Genomic DNA, 18,654 nt, shown 5'->3' on the forward strand with positions numbered 1-18,654 from the left:
TTTATAATCAATCCAGCCTTCGCTTTCTTTGTTATGCTCGCTGTCTACGCTGTGCTTGCTCCTGTGACAGTAATTGATCTCCATATCTACGTGCGTTTTGTACTGCGTTGTTTAATTCACTGACTAAAGAACGCATTGAACTGTAGGCTTTGGACCAATCATTATCAACAGACATATCCCCTAAATCTTTGACCGCACTTACAATTGAGCTTCTTTTACGATTGAATGCATCTGCTTCCTGCTGTAGACGGCTAGCAATTCTATCAAGCTGGTTCGCCGCATCGTATACTTCACTTGAGGTCGCCATTTCATATTCCTCCTACTAGCTATTCCTGATCGCTTCCAAAGTACCCGTTCACCTGATCATTCGATTTTATCGCAACTTTCCACTTTACTATTCGATTTTCTCCACCCGAAAAGGGGGAAAATATCTCAAACTGTGCAATCCAAGAATCCGAATTTTGAATTTGGGACAACAAACCCGGATTCTGATGATTGCCTGTTAAACCCATCAACTTCTGTTTGGGGTAGACATGGGACACCCACTGAAATGTTTCTGGATACGCATGAAGCCAGGCTTTCCAAAACTCTGAGTTATTGGGGTACCATTCAGAGCCAACGGAATTCCAAGTAATTGGTGAGTCATAGATCCGCTCGAACATCGATCTATACAACTGATAATTCGTAGTCCCTAGTACCCGATATTTATATTCATTTCCTTTGTTTATTTCTCTTATGGTCAGATGTGAGCCTATAGCAGGTTCTACAGTTGAATAAGAATGCAGACATTGATCAGGAGACGTTGAATCAAACGTCAGAGTCCAGAAATTATAGCTATCAGCAGTATTAATAAATTGAAAAAATGAAGGATCTGCCTCCCAATTGTCCGTTTCCTCAACATGACGAATGGCTTTGGCTTTACGTAGAAACAAAAGGGTTTTGTCTTGCTTAGGATCAATAACAGTCCCTTTGTCCACTCTCCAGCTATGAAATGGAATTTCCTTCAGCTGCTCGGATTGTTCCCGAAATGAGAAGTACATGGAAAATAGTTCTTTGGACGTATACTCATTATTCAACCAGCTCACTAATCTCACTCCAAACGGCATGGGTCTTTTTTCATACATTATGCTATAATATGACATTATTTTCAAGGTAGTTATTGACAATTTTTGAACATTTCACTATGATGTATTTAAAACTGGGAGGGATTCTAATGAGCAAAGTGATGATAAGCACGGATGCATTACGAACACATGCCAAAAAGGTTAAAATTTTTGAAACTACAATTGATGATATGAATAGCAAATTAACTGCTATGACCAATCAGCTTAATTCTGCTTGGGTTGATACAAACTGCACAGCTTTTTGCAATACTGTGCAGGACTTACAAAAAAATCAAATTAAATCCTTTCGTGAAAATCTTGTTTCACTACAAACGTATATGGAATCACGGGCAGCTGCATATGAGACTGCATTTACCAAAATTAAACAAAGCTCTCAAAAATAATAATTTAACTATATTGAATTCATACTGAAGGGGCTGAAATTCATGGGCGCGACAACAACAATTACTCCTCAACAACTTGACCAAACAAAAAATTCCTTAAAACAATTGAAAGAAGAAATAACTACCTTTCAAAGAGATGTTGGTCGATGGATAGAAGATATTACAAATAGTTGGGACGATGCAAAAGTTCGCGAACTACAGAGAGCGTACAAAGATAGTTATAATAGTGCTTTGAATAAATTAAATCAGCAAATTGTGGACTTTAATACGCACGTCAGTAATGTACAGGAAATATATCAAACCTTGTCAAACACCGACTATTAAAAGTTTCAATAATAAGGCTTAAGATAGTCGATCTCACCATTCAGCCCCCCCTCGTTTAAATGATCGAGGGGGGTTCTTTCATTTTACAGAAAATAAATAGCTGTGCTGATATATCTTAATAAGATCACCATGTTTTAATTGAAACTCCTCTTGCTCTAATAGTCTTTTACCATTCACATATGTACCGTTAGATGAACCCAAATCGCTAATAAAGTATTGGCCAAACCTAGACTGGATTGACATGTGACGACGTGAAATGTGCGGGCTCAAGACCACATAGCTTACTTTTTCTGCATCACGTCCGTATTCAAATGGAAACTTGTTAATCTTGATCCGTTGTTTTGTACTTGGTCCCATTTCATCTACAGCTATCAAATATACAGATAGTGGTAGGCTATCGGAATACTTAAATAGGTATTGTGTATTATGTACCCTGATATGGTCATCTTCCTTAAGCCTCTCTTGTTTATTGTTTTCTAATTTACGACCATTCAGGAAGGTTCCGTTCAACGAGCCTAAATCACATATGTAATAGGAACCATTCACATGTTCTATTTGCATATGACGAGCAGATATATGGTTAGCCGGATCATGATAGCTGACGGACTCCTTCTCCCTTCCATAAACAAAAGGAGAAGATGATATGGGTATTCTATCCTCCCCTGTAAACGTTGTTAAATATGCCCCAAGGGGAAGTTGAGGAGACTTCCATCTTTGGATCAATTGTGAAGGCGTTTCGCCCTGATGGTCCGGAATATCTGCTTCTACATTTAAAGAAACCAATTGATCGTAGATATCTATTTCACCCATCATAGCTATACTATGGAGACATGTCCTTCCCATGAGTTTATTTAATATATTCCCTTTATTAATATGATCTAAGAGTTCCATGACTTCAACAGGATCTTGTTTAGCAATAGCAGACCTTAGCAAGTTCAATTCAAATTGATACAGCATTCAAAGTCACCTATCTTATTAGGATTAACTAAATAATCTGGATAAGAATCCACCCTTTTTGGCCACTGGAGCACCTATGGGCATTGTTTCCGGCAATATAACTTTCAAAAATGGCAGACAAGCTGATAAAAGAATTTCCTTAATAGACGCGTCATCCTGGACAATTCCACTGTTCCATTGTGCTTCTATAACCTGTACGTGAGGAATATTCGGAACAAGAAACGTAGGTGCCAGAGGCATCGATTCAAGCCATTCTATTTTACCTTCTGATGAAGACGGTACATCTCGATTACCTACTACATGGACAGACTTTCCTTTACGTCTCCATTCATTTAACAATTGAATATTGTCTGCTGTATCTCTTCTTGCATATTTAGATGGCATCGTATCACAGACAAAAATAATCTCGTTGGCATCATTGCAAGCATTGCGTACATATTCGTGATTCCAATGATTAGAAACATCAAAGATAGTAATAGGCGATTTTACGAATTGCAGCAGTCTCAGGCCGTGGTGATAAGTCCATTCCTTTTCAAGGCCTTTTGGGTTGACAGGGTACCAAATCGTGCTTCCGTCTGTCCATTTGAGTGAATTATTAGTCACTGCATAGTCTTCGATAATTTCATCCGTAACAAAGCGATACGAAATAAAGGCATCCCTATTAAACGGATCCTTTACAGGCTGTGGTGCATTCTTGTCACCATAGAGTAAATGATAGAGCTCCGGTACATTAATAGGACTCTCCACAAAAGCATTTTCAATAGATAAATAATTCAATGCCCTCGCCAGACACATCGCTACGAAAGTGGAACCCGCCCCAGGATATAAGCCGCCAATAATAATGTTTTTTGAAGTAAGTCCTACAACCGAATTATTATGATTACGAGAAGCCTGACGCAATGCTTCAGTTGGAACACTTACCTCTTCAGCCAGTATATCCCTTATGCCATTGAACTCAGGTTTTGAAGCATCCGTAACGGATAACAGGTTATTATACGTTCTATTGGTGGGTGGCTGCTGCTCAATTATAACTTTGTTTTGACTCTCACTGTTAAGTATCGTGTCGGGTTGCTTCATTGTTTGCTCATTTATTGTGTTGTTTTGATATCTTTTCTCAGTAACGTACTTATTAACAACACCTTCTAGCTCATCCGGTGATATTTTCAAGGTATGTGAGAACTCTCTCGCATCTCTTGCAAAATCGACACCAACCGTTCGATCTGACAAGCCACCCATTGTTGAACTCATTGTTTTGCGGTTTGATGCAGCCTCAACCATATTTTTATTAATCACTCGTTCAAGGTAATCATTTGACAAATGGTTTTTCATATCCTTTAATGCATCGGCAAAATCTTTTGCGTGTTGGTATCTTTGCTCTTTTGATGAGATTGCTTTTACAAGTATTTCTCCAAACTCATTACGAGCATTTGTAGGTAAATCTGGAATTTCTCCAGCCAAACGTCTTCCAATTGCATGATCCACATCGTCCATCTCATAATCTTTTGGATATGCCGGTAGAAACGGAAGTCTTGAATCATTCATGATTTTATACAAAACAATACCAAGGGAATATAAATCCACCACATTGCTGTACTTTTCTTGTCCCAAAAAAACTTCCGGGGCGATAAAAGCAGGTGTCCCTTTCATTGAGGCTGCTTTGGATGTATCTTTTAAAACCTTTGCAATTCCAAAATCACCAAGCTTACATTTCCCATCTTTGTTTACAAAGATGTTATCATCCTTAATATCCCTATGAATAATATGATTGGAATGACACAGATCAAGCGCAGAAAGAATATCAATACCTAAATCAATGATATCATTGACTCTCATTTCATTATTCCTTACATAAGTAGCCAGTGGAGTCAGATACTCCATTCGAATATAAATATCATATCTTATCGGATTGTCCTGCTTGACTATTTCGTTATCATAATAAGTAACAACATTATTGCTGTTTTTCTCTGACAATGAGCTTAAAATATTAATTTCATAGACGATGTCGCTGAGCACATTTTTAAAGTAGTGATCTGCCTTTTCATAATCTCCACCCATTGAACTTAAAACGTAATTGTACTGTGTTTCTGTCGGAAGGGTAATATGCTTTAATGCATAAGTATACTCACCGCTTTCGTTTGTTTTGGATACTTTATATACAGTACCAAAGCCGCCTGATCCTATTTGTTCGATAACACGATACCCTAAAATGGTTTTACCTATTAAATCTCTTGAATGATTCATTACAAATTCTCCTCGCCTTTTAACGATGGCCCTTGTATTTCAATGATCATCGCTGTTATATTGTCGTTTCCTCCGGAGACTCCATCTACTCCATCGAGAGCCATTTTTACTAGCATATGTACAGCTTCTTCGACGTTCTCTTCTTCATAAAAAGTGCTCATAACCTTTTCCAGCATGGACTCTGTTACAACATCGCTTAATCCATCACTGCAAAGTAAAAACCATTCTCTACCTTGAGTAGTAAATATATCTGTTGTCGAGCACTTTAATTTGACTTCCTGTTCTTTTATTCCTAAATAACGAGTCAGTGCTTTTCTTGTTTCCAGATGTTCAATTTCTTGGAATGGTATCAAATTGTATTCCTTTAGTCTTTGTCCTACTGTATGGTCTTTTGAGATCTGTAACAGCTTATCGCCATTGTACTTGTATATTCGACTGTCACCAACATTCATACCTACAGCTTTTCCTTGAACAAAAACCACAGAAGTTAATGTCGTTCCCATTCCATTTAAAGAGATATCTCTCCTAGCCTCGTAACATATTTCTTGGTTCATGCTGCTCACACAGATATGAAAACGTTCTATAGCATCTTCAATCCTACTAACGCTCAACAACTGCTCTTTTTCTCTGCATAAATGCGTCATTGCAAGAAAACTGGCAACTTCACCAGCATCATGTCCCCCCATACCATCACTAACTGCAAATATAGCTCTATCCGTTTTGTCGGATAAAACTTTTCTGATGAAATATTGTTTATCCTCAGAAAACATTTTTTGCTCATCTTTTGATATATGCTGTCCATCGTTAAGTAGAAAGTTATCTTCTTGATTTTTTCGTTGATAACCTAAGTGAGATATAACACAAGCTTTTATTGGATATAGCATAGGATTCAGGACTCCAAAATTTTATATGTTCTTCTTATTCAAATATTGTCTAATACCATTTCTACATTTTTTTACAAATTCCTTCTTAATCTTACATTGTCTATGATCATCATTGAAATAGAATCTTTTCCTTGAGTAGATTGTAAAGGACGTGTTCTGCCCCTTAAAGTTGAAATGCTGTTTGCGTTATATTAAACAAAAAAAGGAAGGCACAAGGCCTTCCCTTTAATCCAAGATCTTCATTAAGCTCTTCTTCTAGTTCTTCAACACTATTCTCACTATTTCTTCAAGACGAACTTCTCTAAATCCGATAACATCGCATTAGCCGAAATGATACTGCCGGATGAATTCCAAATATCGTCGTTTACTTTAAACACGTTGCCTTTTTTGACAACATCCAGATTTTTCCATAACGGATCGTTCGTCCATTCCTGTTCAACCGAGCTGGCTTCCTTCTTATCATTATCCCAAGTGTAATAGAACAAAATATCGCCTTCCATGTCCGGAATCCGTTCCTTGTTGATATCATCGGCGAATTTATCCTGATTCTGCACAGCCGGACGTTGGAATCCAATCTTCTGCATCATGAACCCGGCGAACGTATCATTAAAGTAAATCCGTGTCTTGCCCGGAATAAAACGGACCAGAGACACTTTCATCTTCAAGCTGTCGCCTGCTTTGGTCTTGAAGTCTGCAATACGTTGGTCCAGCTTGCTAAGCAATTGATCGCCCTGATCCTTCTTATTCAAGGCTTCAGCATATAATTTAAAATTTTTCTGCCAGTCCGCATTAATTTTCTCGGAATATATAGTAGGAGCAATGGCAGACAGCTGAGCGTACACCTTCTCCTGACGAAGCTTGTTACCGATAATCAGATCCGGCTTCAAGGTTGCGATCACTTCCAGGTTCGGCTGGTTCTCGTCACCAACAACAGTTACACCCTCTAAATCCTTCTTAATATGATCATAGAAAGGAGTTCCCGACCATGATTTGACAGCGCCAACAGGCTTAATGCCTAAAGAAAGCAGCACTTCGGTTCCTTCATTCGTCAGAACGACGATCCTCGTTGGGTTGCCCGTAATCTTGGTTTCGCCCATCGCATGCTTGACGGTGTACGATTCAGCAGGCTTAGGTGCTGGTGCCGGTGTCGCAGGCTGTGCGGCTCCACCAGTTGAACCTTCCTTGCTAGCCGTCGGAGTCGTCTGGCCGCAGCCGGATAATACGAGCGCGGCGCTTAGCAGACTGGCTACCAATAATGTTGATGGTTTCTTGAAGCGTTGTAAATTTGTAAAAAACAATGAAGTTCTCCCCTTTATATATGATAACGACAATCATTATCAAATGATACTTGGAATGATGGGGCAAGTCAATATCGTGGACCTTCCAAATAGATAATTCTGCTTGGATTGTCACAAGGTGCACTTTAAGCAAAAAAGACGCAAGATTGAACCCGTAAAGGTCAAGCTTCGCGTCTTCAGCTCTTTATATGAGGATGGAATGAACATCAGTCCATAATCATGATCGATTCGTGCTTATAAACTTTACATCATGATCTCGCTTCGAGCGCCGATACCCTGCGCTGTCCAGCAGGTATGGCTGTTGCCCTGTCAATCTCAGGGACAGTCTCTCCTGTTTCTTGCATCCGTCTGCATAATCTGGCCATCATCACATCCGCTGCTTCGCGGTGGGATTCCAGTCCGATTAAGTTCGTTAGCTCATAGGGATCACACTGCAGATCATACAAGTATGACTCAACATAACGTTCGGACCCTGGGTCCTTATCTGCATTTTGATGTGGAGCTGTTACTCCATACTTCCATCTTTTTGTACGTACCGCTCGGCCAACTTCCGATTCGCTAATCTGTACATACACTTCTTCCGGCCATGCAGCTGATTCTCCGCGCAGCAAAGGCATTAGAGAGTTCCCCTGCATCTGCTCGGGTACCTGTATCCCTGCCGCATCCAGCAAGGTTGGCGGCAAATCGATCAGAGAAACGAGCTGCTGCAATTGTCGGCCTCCGAAAAAGCCAGGTCCCCATATCGCTGAGGGAACTCTAATCGATGCATCATGTCCGCTTCGCTTATACTCGCCATTTCTGGTTTTAAAGTGGTTGCCGTGGTCTGAGGTGAACAATATAATCGTATTTTCATCCAGATTCAGCGATTTGAGCGCGTCCAATATTCTTCCCAAAGCCTCATCCAACCGCTTGACCATGCCATAATAGCCGCCAAGATGCTGATGGGTAGTTCCACCAAGTGCAGCCAAATCAGGAGGAACCCAACCACCCGTGTACGTTTCGCGGTATCCGTCAGGAGCGGGATAATCGTCCAAATGATTTTGATGATGCGGTTCCAGATACGATATGAACATATAAAAAGGGTCTTTTTGATTGCTGTCGATATACCGAATAGCCGCATCCGTCATCGCATCTACCCGATAGCCAGGCAGCTTCACGGCTTCGTTGTCATTGTTATACAAGACTGTGTTATAAGCATCCGAACTGAATTCCAGCACGTCCGCAGCCAGCCAGTCCTCATAACCGCCTCGTTTCGTCTCAGGTACCGGCTCTTCATGAGCCAGATGCCATTTGCCAATATACCCCGTTCGATAACCGGCCTCGCGAAAATAATGCGCCATCGTCCTCGAATCCTCCGGTAACGGAATGCCATTGACGAAGCAGCCTGTTGTTGTGGCGTACTTCCCCGTTTGCAAGCAAGAGCGCGCGGGACCACACACGGGCTGGCATGTAAATGAATGGGTCAAATGCGTGCCCTTTAGCGCCATTCTGTCAAAATTGGGCATTAGTCCCATCGGATTGCCATGCAGCCCGGAGGTGTCCCAGCGCTGTTGATCAGTAAAAAATACGATAACATTCGGACGATTTTTTGCTTGTTGTTCCATAGGTCCCTCCAATTCTTATGCAGTGCTGTGCCTCTGCTTGCTTGTTTATTCCTTCACTCCGCCTGCTGTCAAGCCTTCTACCATATACCGTTGGAGAAACATAAAAGCGATAAGCAGTGGAATCGTCGCTGTGGCCGCTGCAGCCGTAGCCCCGGACCAGTTAGCCGAATATTCGCCAAGAAAGGTTAAAGACAACCCCGGGCTTAACGTTCTTTTGTCAATATCACTCACCAAGGTCAATCCGAACAAAAAGTCATCCCATGCAATCAAAAAGGTGTAGATCGCGATGGCCATAATACCTGGCTTGGATAGTGGAACGATGATCGTAAACAATGTTTTGAACCGAGTTGCACCATCAATCTCGGCAGCTTCCTCCAGCTCCTTGGAGATACTGTTAAAAAAAGTCCTCATGAGCATAATGCTGAAGGGCAGCGCCGTCATCGTGGAAGCGAGAATCAGCACATACAACGTATTGAGCAAATGTAAGGATTGATATTGAGAATACAAGCCGATTACCAGCGTAACGGTTGGAAACATTTGAGCAGATAAAAATAACAGTGTGAGCAGATTGCTGCCTCGAAAACGAAAGCGGGATAAGGCGTACCCGGCAAAAATAGAAACAATGATGCACAACACAGTCGCTCCTGAGGCAACAATAACCGTGTTTCGATAAAAGGTTAGAAATACCGATGATTGAATCGTTTTTACATAACTATCTAAGGTTATATTCGTCGGAAACCATTTAGGGGGCAATTGCATCAATTCACTATTAGCATGCAGGGATGTGACCAATATCCAATATACCGGGAACAACAGGAAAATCAGGATCAAGCCCAGTAATACGTAGGTGAGCCCTTCTTTTCCGCGTGATGGATTGCTGCTGATTGCAGCTGCTGCCTTGTTTACAGCCATAACACTTTTACTCATTCTTGATCCCTCCTAGTTGTCATCCCGATTCATGATGCGTGTGAAGATCAGCGAGAAGCTAAACAACAGCACCAGCCATATAACCCCAATCGCAGAGCCCTTGCCCATCTCATACTTGGAAAAAGCGGTCTCGTAGGTAAGAATAGCCAAAGTTGATGTAGCTCCCGCAGGGCCGCCGTTCGTAAGTGTAAAAAATAACGTAAACATTTGAAAATTATTAACGATCATGATAAGCGTCACACTGGAAATAACAGGCTTCAGCAGCGGAAGGGTAATACTCGTAAAAAGCTTCCAGCCGCTGGCTCCATCGATTTTGGCGGCTTCATACAGACTGGACGATATGTTTTGCAAGCCAGCCAAAATCATGACTGCAACGAGAGGTGTTTGGCGAAACACAGCTACAACAATAATAGCCGGAAGCGCAAAATCTACACTTTGCAGCCAATTCACATTAGCATCCATCAAACCTGTGTGTACCAGCGCATAATTCAGTACCCCATAATCGCTCTGATAGATCCATAAAAAGATGAGAGCTGTCACAATCGTAGGTATCGCCCAAGGGATCATTACAATGCTTCTGAAAAATCCCCGAAAGCGGATATTGCGATTCAGCAATACAGCCAGCGTCATCCCAATCAGCAGATCAATCATGACAGTGAAGAATACATACACCAGTGTAATTCGCAGGGAATGATAAAAATCTGCTGACATTAGAAGCTTCGAATAGTTACCAAAGTTGTTCCAGGTGCTGTCCGGAGAGAGCAGCGAATAATCTGTAAAGCTCATTGCAACCGATTTAACTAGCGGACTGACGATGGTTAATCCCAAAAGCAATATGGCAGGAAGCAGTAAGATGACAGCGAACCCTATATCTCTTTGATGCCTGGATAATCGCAAATTCATATTGTACCACTCCATTATTTGTAAAGTTCTTTGATTTTGGGCATTACGGTTGAGATTGCTTCTTCCGCGCTTTTCCCGCCTTCGGTAATAAGTACGATCATATCCGTGGATATTTTCATCGCGTTGTCAAACTTGGGGTTAGCAGCCGGTAATGAAGATGCTGTTTTCATTTGTGTATTGAACACCTTGGCGTAATCGTCCTCATTCATCTCCGGTAGGGAAGCTATCGAAATCCGTGAGGACATGACTCCATTCAGCTTGTGGTAAATGGCCATGGCATCCTTGGAAACCAAATACTTCACGAATTCTGCTGCCTCCGGCTTGTTCTTGCCACCCGCTGAGATCACGAGCTGATGCTCGGTAAATACCGTTTCGCTCTTGCCGGACTTGCCTGTGGGAACTGTCGTTACGCCCCACTCTTTATCGAAGGCTTCGCCCTTGCCGCTCATGGATCGGAAGTTGGTCCGGCCAAAATCCCCATCGACTAACATGCCAAGCGCTCCATTAGCAAACATCGGTCGAAGATCCTTCATCATGGCACCCTTTGGCGAAATTTTGTTCGAAATCATATCTTTCATGTAGGAAAGGGAATCCTTTAATGCCGTACCTTGATCGTAGACAATAGCTCCCTTGTCATCAACAAATTTGCCTCCGTACGTATAGGCGATTCTCATAAGCATGTTACCCGTGTACGAATCCGAAGCTCCATTTTCACCGATACCGTACATTGGGTTGCCCTTATCGTCTTGACCGATAGCAGCGATGTTCTTCGCCATCTCGATCATCTCATCCCACGTTTTAGGTGGTTTTTCCGGATCGAGACCCGCTTTCTTGAACACCGTCTTGTTCCAGAATAGAGCGCTCGGGTGAGGTGCCCAAGGCATGGCCACTACTTTACCATTAAATGTCACTCCTGCCTTGCTGCCATCCACGATGTCCCCTGTTATGTCTTTACCAAGCAGCGCTTCAAGCGGTTCAGCCAATTTTGCCCCATCAAACGCAGGTGTGAAATTCTGATTCGACATCGTTACATCGGGTGGATTACCACCAGCAGAACTGACCAAAACCTGATCCTTGAATTGGGCAAAAGGAATCCCGATCGACTTCACTTTAATGTTGGGATGCTTTTTCTCAAAATCCGCAATCAGCTGATTGTAGGTTTCCTTAGTCCCGTCCTCAACCGAAATCCAGTTGGCAAAGGAAATTTCTACCTGCTTCGTATTATTCGGTTTGTCTTTCTCTGTACCTTGAGTTTGGTTCGTCCCCGTAGACGTACCGCTGTTCGAGCCGCAAGCCGCCATCGTGGCAACCAGGCTTAAGGACGCTGTACCCATAATGATTGTTTTCCATACCTTCATGTGTTGGACCCACCTTTTTTTTGTAAAATAGTGACGACACCAGAATATGTTATCCGATATCTTTATTATAAAAACAAATGGTTCGCTTGTTCGGTCTTATCTTCGGCTACTTTAGTCCTATCTTCGGCTTCATTAATTTTTCAGTCATAAACAAAGCATCCCTCCTTATCTTTGGATTAGATAAGAGAGGGATGCCGCCTATAGCTTTGCAGAGCTTGAATGCTTAAATTCCAACGGGGTCATTCCTGTAATTTTTTTAAATACCCTTGTTAAATAGCTGCCGTCCGGATAGCCCACTCGCTCAGCCAGAATACCGATGGTAGCTTCCCCGGAGCGAATCAGCTGCTTGACTTTTTCGATGCGGATTTGCGTTACATAGTCATTAAAGCTGATGCCGGTTTCCTTTTTGAATAGCTCGCTTAAATAGGTTTTATTCAAATGTACGGCATCTGCCGCTTGCTGCAAGGAGATTCCTTCGGCATAGGAGGTCTTAATGAGCTCGCATACCTTGCCAATGGTCTCACTATAAGGATGCCTCCGTACCTCAGCAGCCTCAGTAAAATACCTCATCCGAACGATTAGCCACTGCTTTACCTGCTCGAAGGCAGTGAGATCGCTGATTTCCTGGAGAACAGGGTCGGGCTCATACACCATGGGAGCCTGTACAGTAAACTCTCTTAATCGTCGGGAAGCCTGCTGGATCAGAAAAGCGATCTCCAGACCAAATGCTTTGACTTCCTTCTCCGTATACAGCTTGTGATGCTCCATCTTATCCAGCATAACGTTCAGGTTTAAGAAGGCTTGCTTGTACTGACCCTGATCCAGAAGCTGTGACAAGGCTTCCAAGCCTTCAGGCAGTTCTTTATTAAGGGAATCACCACTTAGATGCGAATCTTCATTGTACCAAGCTATACTTCTTTTCCCATAAAATTGCTTGCGATTCAGCGCTTCACAGGCTTCCTCAAACTGTCGCCCCAGCTGACGAATATCACTATACGGAAGACTGATGCCAATCGAGATCGATATTTGCAAAAACTCGCTCAAATGCGAAGCTATACGATGAGCGTATTGCAGAGTCGCTTCGCGCGCAGACTTGCTGCCTGACCGATTTGAATTCATCATAGCGACAAGCAGGTTCGTCTCATAAACAAAGCTGCAGCCGCTTCCCGTTTCAGTCAGCAGCGTCTCGTCGATAATATTGATCATCGCTAATTCAAGAAGCTCTTTATCCTGAATTTTGGCGGTTAGTATAGCATTGCGGTAATCATCGATGCTAATCGTCATCAAGATCATGTGCTGATTAGCAAGCTGAAGGCGAAATGCATTCATTTTGGCTTCAAATTCTTGAATAGCCGAAGGCTTACCACGTATCAGCTCATTAAAATAGAGGGAGCGCAGCGCGTATTGATTGCCATTGACTGTGCTTTTAAGAGAATATATCTCTTCCTTACGGTTCTGCTCCGCCTTAAGCTCTACTTGTACCTTACGGAGCGCAGCTCGAAGATCGTCCACCGTCACCTCAGCCTTCAACATATAATTGCTCGCTCCGGCTTTGAGCGCTTCCGATGCATAATGAAATTCACTGTAGGAGCTCATGATCAAGGTGCTGATCGCAGGAAACTCCTCTTTCAGCTGTCGAATCAGCTCGATTCCGTCCATAACAGGCATTTTAATATCGGTGATGACAACTTCCACCGGAAGGCTTCGACAAGCCTCAAGCGCTTCTTTTCCATTGCTGCACGTACCGACTACTTGAATATCCAAATCTGTTCTTTGAACCAAAGTTTCAATCCATCGTCGAATCTGCGCTTCATCATCAACAATGAGTACCTTCATGAACGGTTCAACTCCTCTACTCTCATGAATACTGGCCAACGCAGAACAACAGTGGTCCCGCCCATCGTCGGACGCAACATTTCTATCGCATATTGGTCGCCAAAATGAAGCTGAATACGCTGCTGGACATTGCGCAGCCCCATACCGCTTGCAGACGAGAGCACTTTTTGCGCCATAGCAGTCCCAGCCCCGTCATCGTTCCCGTCCTCATAGGACGAATCGATGCCAACACCATTATCCGTGACACTAAAGCATATTTGATCGTCCTCCATCCATCCCTTAACCCAAATTAGGCCAGCGCCTTGCTGCGGTTCAATTCCATGAAAGATGGCATTCTCAACGACCGGCTGGAGCAGCAGCTTTAATGACTTATAGTGCATAATTCGCTCGTCGATATCGAACTCCACCGTCAGCAGCTCATCCTGCCGTGCTTCTTGAATGTTCACGTAGTTTTGCAGGTTAGCGATCTCTTCAGCAATTGAAATATATTCACTCTCCGCGGATAATGTCTTCTTTAACAGCTTGACCAGCGACACAATGACCGTATCCACTTTTTCCGGGGTTCGGGTCAACAGCATCGAGCGTATCGACGCGAGTGTATTGTATAGGAAGTGAGTATTGATCTGCGATTGCAGGTTTTGCAGCTCGGCTTGCCGCTTCATTTCCTGTTCCTCGATCACGCGGTCTCTCAGCTCTTCAATTCGGGTGACCATGCGATTAAACTTTTTGGCCAATTCGCCAATCTCGTCGTTGCCCTGAATGTCTGATCGCTCGCTTAAGTCCCCCATCTCGACCTTCTTCATACTGGCAAACAATTTTCTTATCGGGATCGATAATCGAATGGCTATAAAATAGGACACAAGCACAGATACAAGAAGCACAACAATAAACAGTCCGACGTTTAACCATTTGGTTTTATTCACATTTTGGAGAAGTGTATCCAGTGGTGTATAGAACACAATCGTCCAGCCTGTGCTCTCTACCTTGTGATATGTTACAAGCGTTTCCATTCCATTAATGCGTGTGTTGAAGGACCCTTCATTCCCAGTAAATTGTTTATAATAACCAGCGGTTTCGATCTTTTGTCCGACCTGCGATTTTTCAGTTGCCGAGACAATCGTTCCGCGGTTATCGAACAGCAGCATATGTTCATTGGTTTGCCGCGCATCCGCATACTGCTTATACAAAAAGCTTTCCCCAACGTTGATCAGCATCAGCCCGATAATGGTGTTATTTTCAAAATCCTTGATCAGACGCACCGCCGAAACGAAATGATCCTCGTTGACGGTCGGAACGAGCTTGACCGAAGGGTCCGATACCCAAACCACCCCGCCGTTAAGCTTCGTAACCTCGTCATACCAAGGCTCGCGCTTCAGCGCATCCATGCCGATCTTCCCACCGTCATAAAACGTATGCAGCTCAATACCATTAAAACCGATAATGGACGTATAATAGTCCAGCCAGGTGTAAGCATAACGGTAGGTCACAATCATTTTGTTCAAAAATTGCTTTTTTGTCCTTTCCTGATAAGCTTGATCACCCGGGGGACTGAGCAATACAGAGCGTAAATCCTCATTGGAAAAATAAATATTGGAAATAGCCGTCAGGTCGGATGCCATAATATCCAGCTTTTGCGAGATGAGACCCAGTGACTTTAATTTTGCCGCAACCACTTGCTCCTGGATGGTCTGATTCGTAATCTTGAGCGACACATAGCCAAATAAGCCGAGTGGAAATAAAATCAGACAACAGAAGGAGATCAGCACTTTTTGCTGCACACTGCTTTTTTTGATAAACATTTTGTTCCACATGCTCTCGTCGATCCCCTCCTGTGCTACATTTTGTTTTATATTAGCAAAAAAAGAACCGTACGTATATGAGAAACAGAGGAAGAATGCAGCACTCTTGTTACGAATCACTTTAAACTACGTACCACGATTGTCCGTACATTGCACAAAATAATGATAACTGTTACATTCATAGTAGGTTTCTTCATACAAACAGGAGGCTATTACAATGTCACAAGAGCAAGTTCGGATCGAGAAGGATTTCCTGGGTTCACGCGAAGTACCCGCAGATGTCTATTATGGAATCCAAACCTTACGTGCAGTGGATAATTTCCCCATAACCGGTTACCGTATTCATGAAGAACTCATTAAAGCTATGGCTATTGTTAAGAAATCCGCCGCGCTTGCCAATATGGAAATGAAGCAATTGAACGCAAGACTTGGCGAGGTCATTGTTAAGGCTGCTGATGAAATCCTGTCAGGACAGTGGCATGATCAATTTATAGTTGACCCCATTCAAGGCGGAGCAGGAACCTCCATTAATATGAACACCAATGAGGTTATTGCGAATCGCGCATTAGAGCTGCTTGGCGAAACCAAAGGTGATTATTTTAAATTAAGCCCAAATACGCATGTGAACATGGCACAATCCACGAATGATGCTTTTCCCACGGCCATCCATATCGCGGCTCTGTCTTTAATTAATCAATTGTTGACCACGATGGAGCAATTAAAAGAAACGTTTGAAACCAAAGCCGTAGAATTTGACAGTGTGATCAAAATGGGACGCACGCATCTTCAGGACGCGGTTCCGATTCGTCTCGGTCAAGAATTTGCTGCTTACAGCAAGGTTCTGGGAAGGGATATTAAACGGATTGGACAAACGAAGGAGCATTTGTACGAGGTTAATATGGGTGCAACCGCAGTGGGGACAGGCCTGAATGCCGATCCACGATATATTACGAGGTGCGCCGAGCTGCTGGCCGAAATAAGCGGCTTTCCCTTACAATCAGCTGAGCACTTAATTGATGCAACACAAAATACGGATTCCTATACAGAGGTATCTGCTGCGCTCAAAATTTGCATGATCAATATGTCCAAAATCGCCAACGATCTCCGTCTGATGGCATCTGGACCTCGTGCCGGTCTTGGTGAAATATCTCTTCCAGCCCGACAACCAGGCTCCTCCATCATGCCAGGCAAGGTCAATCCTGTCATGTGTGAGGTTGTGAACCAGGTTGCTTTCCAGGTAATAGGTAATGATCATACGATTTGCCTGGCATCCGAAGCAGGACAATTGGAGCTCAATGTGATGGAACCAGTGCTTGTTTTTAACCTGCTGCAATCCTTAAGCATCATGAATCAGGCGCTGAAGGTGTTTAGAACGTATTGTATCGAAGGCATCGAAGCCAACATCGAGATCTGCAAGCAGTATGTGGAGAAAAGCGTCGGCATTATGACCGCTCTGAATCCGCATCTTGGATATGAGGTTTCAGCCCGAATTGCACGCGAAGCTATCTTAACAGGCAAATCCGTTCGTGATTTGTGCCTGCTGTATAACGTGCTGTCGGAAGAGGACCTTAATACGATCCTTGATCCTTTTGAAATGACCAATCCGGGAATTGCCGGGGCTTCCCTGCTCCTCTCGCAATAATCCCGGCATACACAAAAAGTGATGGTTTCCGAGTGGAATCATCACTTTTTATTTTGGAAAAACTATGTGTGGTGACTGTATTTGTTCCAATTATTGGGAAATTGGATAATCAATCACAATAACACTTTCAATAATGCCATCCAATAATTGGACGAATTGCTGGTGCACGGGATGTGGTCCGTACTGCTGCAAAGATTGCTTATCCTCAAATGTGACGCGAAGCCCCAGGGTGTAACCGCGAATATTATCGGTTTCTTCGGTCACATTCACACCCGCTGTCAGTTCAACAACCCCCGGAATCCGGCCTTTAAAGGACAATAGACTCTCCAACAGCTGTTTTTCGTGCTCCGGTTTGTAATTCTTGTTAAATTTAAAAGCCACGATATGCTCATACATGTACGATTCTCTCCTTTTACCCTCATTACGTGTCTATAAAATCATACCATAATCCTAAGATTTGTAATAAACTTATCTTATTATTATTAAAGTAAATTTGGAAGGTTCGATGCTATGGATCAGCCCAGCTCCTTCATGATGACAGAAGCCTTTTCCATTGACTACACCGATAGTGGAAAGGAAAGCCGCAAACCGCTTGAGCATTTTCATGATTCTTATGAGCTCGCTTTTTTCATTCGGGCCGATATCGATATTTTTGTTAAAGATACGAAATATCGCATTCAGGATGGAGATCTGCTGCTGATCAATGCTTACGATTTGCATCGCATCTTCTATAATCCGAACCATGAATATACCCGTTATGTGATTCAGTTCAAAGAAAGCTTTATTAATGAGCTTATCCAAACACTTCAGCTCGGACAGTTGATTCATAAGCTCCAGCAGCAACAAAATAAAAAAATCAGTCTGACGATCAAACAGCGAGTCAAATTGGAAGAAATTTTCCGCAATATCGTGAACCTTCGTAAAAAACTGAAATTTCGCCATGACGACTTCACTCTGGAGCCGGCTATAAAGCTGCACTTGCTTTTGCTGCTAATGGAATACGACAAATTAAGCGACCTGCGGCGCAATATTCGTAAGTTGAACCCCACCGAGAATCAAGTCCATGACATTATTCAGTACATTGACGAGCATTATGATGAAGCTATACAGTTGGATGATCTGACCGCCCAATTTGGAAAAAGCAAATATTATATCAGTCATTTATTCCGTGAGGTGACCCGGTTTACGTTTGTCGAATATGTGCAATATCGCAGGGTAATCGAAGCCCAAAAAAAGCTGCTGCAAACCGATAAATCTATCATCGACATTGGCATGGAATGCGGTTTTCAAAGCTTGCAGCATTTTTATAGAGTTTTTAAGAAAATATCCAAACAAACACCCGCCGCTTACCGCAAGGAAAATAAATAATGAATT

General features: G+C 42.8%; 17 protein-coding genes. 4 read left to right on the forward strand and 13 right to left on the reverse strand.

Features of this window, described 5'->3' with window-relative positions; translation table 11 throughout:
• Positions 1-31: 31 nt before the first annotated feature.
• The gene (locus NST47_RS33095) at positions 32-307 is read right to left on the reverse strand and encodes a hypothetical protein (protein WP_341158933.1); all 276 of its coding nucleotides are present in this window, start codon (positions 305-307) and stop codon (positions 32-34) included.
• 19 nt (positions 308-326) lie between these two features.
• A complete protein-coding gene (locus tag NST47_RS33100) occupies positions 327-1,085 on the reverse strand; it encodes a hypothetical protein (protein ID WP_341158934.1) in 759 nt (252 codons plus the stop codon).
• A gap of 128 nt (positions 1,086-1,213) precedes the next feature.
• Here NST47_RS33100 and NST47_RS33105 point away from each other — a divergent pair, with 128 nt between their 5' ends.
• Both NST47_RS33105 and NST47_RS33110 read left to right on the forward strand, forming a co-directional pair.
• Positions 1,214-1,507, forward strand: a complete 294-nt coding sequence (locus NST47_RS33105; RefSeq protein ID WP_341158935.1) for a WXG100 family type VII secretion target — start codon at positions 1,214-1,216, stop codon at positions 1,505-1,507.
• 42 nt (positions 1,508-1,549) lie between these two features.
• Complete coding sequence (locus tag NST47_RS33110; protein ID WP_341158936.1) at positions 1,550-1,831, forward strand: hypothetical protein; 282 nt, start codon at positions 1,550-1,552, stop codon at positions 1,829-1,831.
• Between the two features lie 78 nt (positions 1,832-1,909).
• On the opposite strand, the gene NST47_RS33115 is transcribed toward NST47_RS33110, so the two are convergent.
• The 10 genes from NST47_RS33115 to NST47_RS33160 all read right to left on the reverse strand — a co-directional run bounded on the left by NST47_RS33115 (position 1,910) and on the right by NST47_RS33160 (position 15,650).
• Positions 1,910-2,788: an FHA domain-containing protein gene (locus tag NST47_RS33115; protein ID WP_341158937.1), complete on the reverse strand. Its 879-nt coding sequence runs from the start codon at positions 2,786-2,788 to the stop codon at positions 1,910-1,912.
• Between the two features lie 24 nt (positions 2,789-2,812).
• Positions 2,813-5,029, reverse strand: coding sequence for a serine/threonine-protein kinase (locus NST47_RS33120; RefSeq protein WP_341158938.1), 2,217 nt, complete (start codon positions 5,027-5,029; stop codon positions 2,813-2,815).
• Entirely contained in the window at positions 5,029-5,913 is an 885-nt protein-coding gene (locus NST47_RS33125) for a PP2C family protein-serine/threonine phosphatase (protein ID WP_341158939.1), read from the reverse strand. The genes NST47_RS33120 and NST47_RS33125 overlap by 1 nt, the downstream gene beginning before the upstream one ends.
• Before the next feature lie 278 nt (positions 5,914-6,191).
• The gene (locus tag NST47_RS33130) at positions 6,192-7,211 is read right to left on the reverse strand and encodes an ABC transporter substrate-binding protein (protein ID WP_341158940.1); all 1,020 of its coding nucleotides are present in this window, start codon (positions 7,209-7,211) and stop codon (positions 6,192-6,194) included.
• A gap of 248 nt (positions 7,212-7,459) precedes the next feature.
• Positions 7,460-8,815: a sulfatase-like hydrolase/transferase gene (locus NST47_RS33135; protein ID WP_341158941.1), complete on the reverse strand. Its 1,356-nt coding sequence runs from the start codon at positions 8,813-8,815 to the stop codon at positions 7,460-7,462.
• 45 nt (positions 8,816-8,860) lie between these two features.
• Entirely contained in the window at positions 8,861-9,742 is an 882-nt protein-coding gene (locus NST47_RS33140) for a carbohydrate ABC transporter permease (protein ID WP_341158942.1), read from the reverse strand.
• A 12-nt stretch (positions 9,743-9,754) separates the two neighbouring features.
• Positions 9,755-10,645 (reverse strand): carbohydrate ABC transporter permease, encoded by an 891-nt coding sequence (locus NST47_RS33145; protein ID WP_341158943.1) that lies wholly within the window; start codon positions 10,643-10,645, stop codon positions 9,755-9,757.
• A gap of 14 nt (positions 10,646-10,659) precedes the next feature.
• Entirely contained in the window at positions 10,660-12,003 is a 1,344-nt protein-coding gene (locus NST47_RS33150) for an ABC transporter substrate-binding protein (RefSeq protein WP_341158944.1), read from the reverse strand.
• 198 nt (positions 12,004-12,201) lie between these two features.
• Complete coding sequence (locus tag NST47_RS33155; protein WP_341158945.1) at positions 12,202-13,839, reverse strand: response regulator; 1,638 nt, start codon at positions 13,837-13,839, stop codon at positions 12,202-12,204.
• Positions 13,836-15,650: a cache domain-containing sensor histidine kinase gene (locus NST47_RS33160; protein WP_341158946.1), complete on the reverse strand. Its 1,815-nt coding sequence runs from the start codon at positions 15,648-15,650 to the stop codon at positions 13,836-13,838. The genes NST47_RS33155 and NST47_RS33160 overlap by 4 nt, the downstream gene beginning before the upstream one ends.
• Positions 15,651-15,855: 205 nt before the next feature.
• Between NST47_RS33160 and aspA the strand changes: the two genes are divergently transcribed.
• The gene (gene aspA / locus NST47_RS33165) at positions 15,856-17,280 is read left to right on the forward strand and encodes an aspartate ammonia-lyase (protein WP_341158947.1); all 1,425 of its coding nucleotides are present in this window, start codon (positions 15,856-15,858) and stop codon (positions 17,278-17,280) included.
• A 90-nt stretch (positions 17,281-17,370) separates the two neighbouring features.
• Here the strand turns inward: aspA and NST47_RS33170 are convergent, their stop codons facing one another.
• The gene (locus tag NST47_RS33170) at positions 17,371-17,676 is read right to left on the reverse strand and encodes a Dabb family protein (protein ID WP_341158948.1); all 306 of its coding nucleotides are present in this window, start codon (positions 17,674-17,676) and stop codon (positions 17,371-17,373) included.
• 114 nt (positions 17,677-17,790) lie between these two features.
• Between NST47_RS33170 and NST47_RS33175 the strand changes: the two genes are divergently transcribed.
• Positions 17,791-18,648, forward strand: coding sequence for an AraC family transcriptional regulator (locus NST47_RS33175; protein ID WP_341158949.1), 858 nt, complete (start codon positions 17,791-17,793; stop codon positions 18,646-18,648).
• Positions 18,649-18,654 lie beyond the last annotated feature (6 nt).

Origin of the sequence: Paenibacillus sp. FSL H8-0034 (assembly GCF_038000305.1) — a bacterium.
GTDB lineage: Bacteria > Bacillota > Bacilli > Paenibacillales > NBRC-103111 > Paenibacillus_S.

Bases quoted from the DNA above. Each gene is read 5' to 3' on its own strand.
- NST47_RS33135 (WP_341158941.1), bottom strand. From the start codon at position 8,815: ATGGAACAACAAGCAAAAAATCGTCCGAATGTTATCGTATTTTTTACT.
- NST47_RS33170 (WP_341158948.1), bottom strand. From the start codon at position 17,676: ATGTATGAGCATATCGTGGCTTTTAAATTTAACAAGAATTACAAACCG.
- NST47_RS33120 (WP_341158938.1), bottom strand. From the start codon at position 5,029: ATGAATCATTCAAGAGATTTAATAGGTAAAACCATTTTAGGGTATCGT.
- NST47_RS33095 (WP_341158933.1), bottom strand. From the start codon at position 307: ATGGCGACCTCAAGTGAAGTATACGATGCGGCGAACCAGCTTGATAGA.
- NST47_RS33140 (WP_341158942.1), bottom strand. From the start codon at position 9,742: ATGAGTAAAAGTGTTATGGCTGTAAACAAGGCAGCAGCTGCAATCAGC.
- NST47_RS33125 (WP_341158939.1), bottom strand. From the start codon at position 5,913: ATGCTATATCCAATAAAAGCTTGTGTTATATCTCACTTAGGTTATCAA.
- NST47_RS33155 (WP_341158945.1), bottom strand. From the start codon at position 13,839: ATGAAGGTACTCATTGTTGATGATGAAGCGCAGATTCGACGATGGATT.
- NST47_RS33110 (WP_341158936.1), top strand. From the start codon at position 1,550: ATGGGCGCGACAACAACAATTACTCCTCAACAACTTGACCAAACAAAA.
- NST47_RS33175 (WP_341158949.1), top strand. From the start codon at position 17,791: ATGGATCAGCCCAGCTCCTTCATGATGACAGAAGCCTTTTCCATTGAC.
- aspA (WP_341158947.1), top strand. From the start codon at position 15,856: ATGTCACAAGAGCAAGTTCGGATCGAGAAGGATTTCCTGGGTTCACGC.
- NST47_RS33105 (WP_341158935.1), top strand. From the start codon at position 1,214: ATGAGCAAAGTGATGATAAGCACGGATGCATTACGAACACATGCCAAA.
- NST47_RS33145 (WP_341158943.1), bottom strand. From the start codon at position 10,645: ATGAATTTGCGATTATCCAGGCATCAAAGAGATATAGGGTTCGCTGTC.
- NST47_RS33150 (WP_341158944.1), bottom strand. From the start codon at position 12,003: ATGAAGGTATGGAAAACAATCATTATGGGTACAGCGTCCTTAAGCCTG.
- NST47_RS33115 (WP_341158937.1), bottom strand. From the start codon at position 2,788: ATGCTGTATCAATTTGAATTGAACTTGCTAAGGTCTGCTATTGCTAAA.
- NST47_RS33160 (WP_341158946.1), bottom strand. From the start codon at position 15,650: ATGTGGAACAAAATGTTTATCAAAAAAAGCAGTGTGCAGCAAAAAGTG.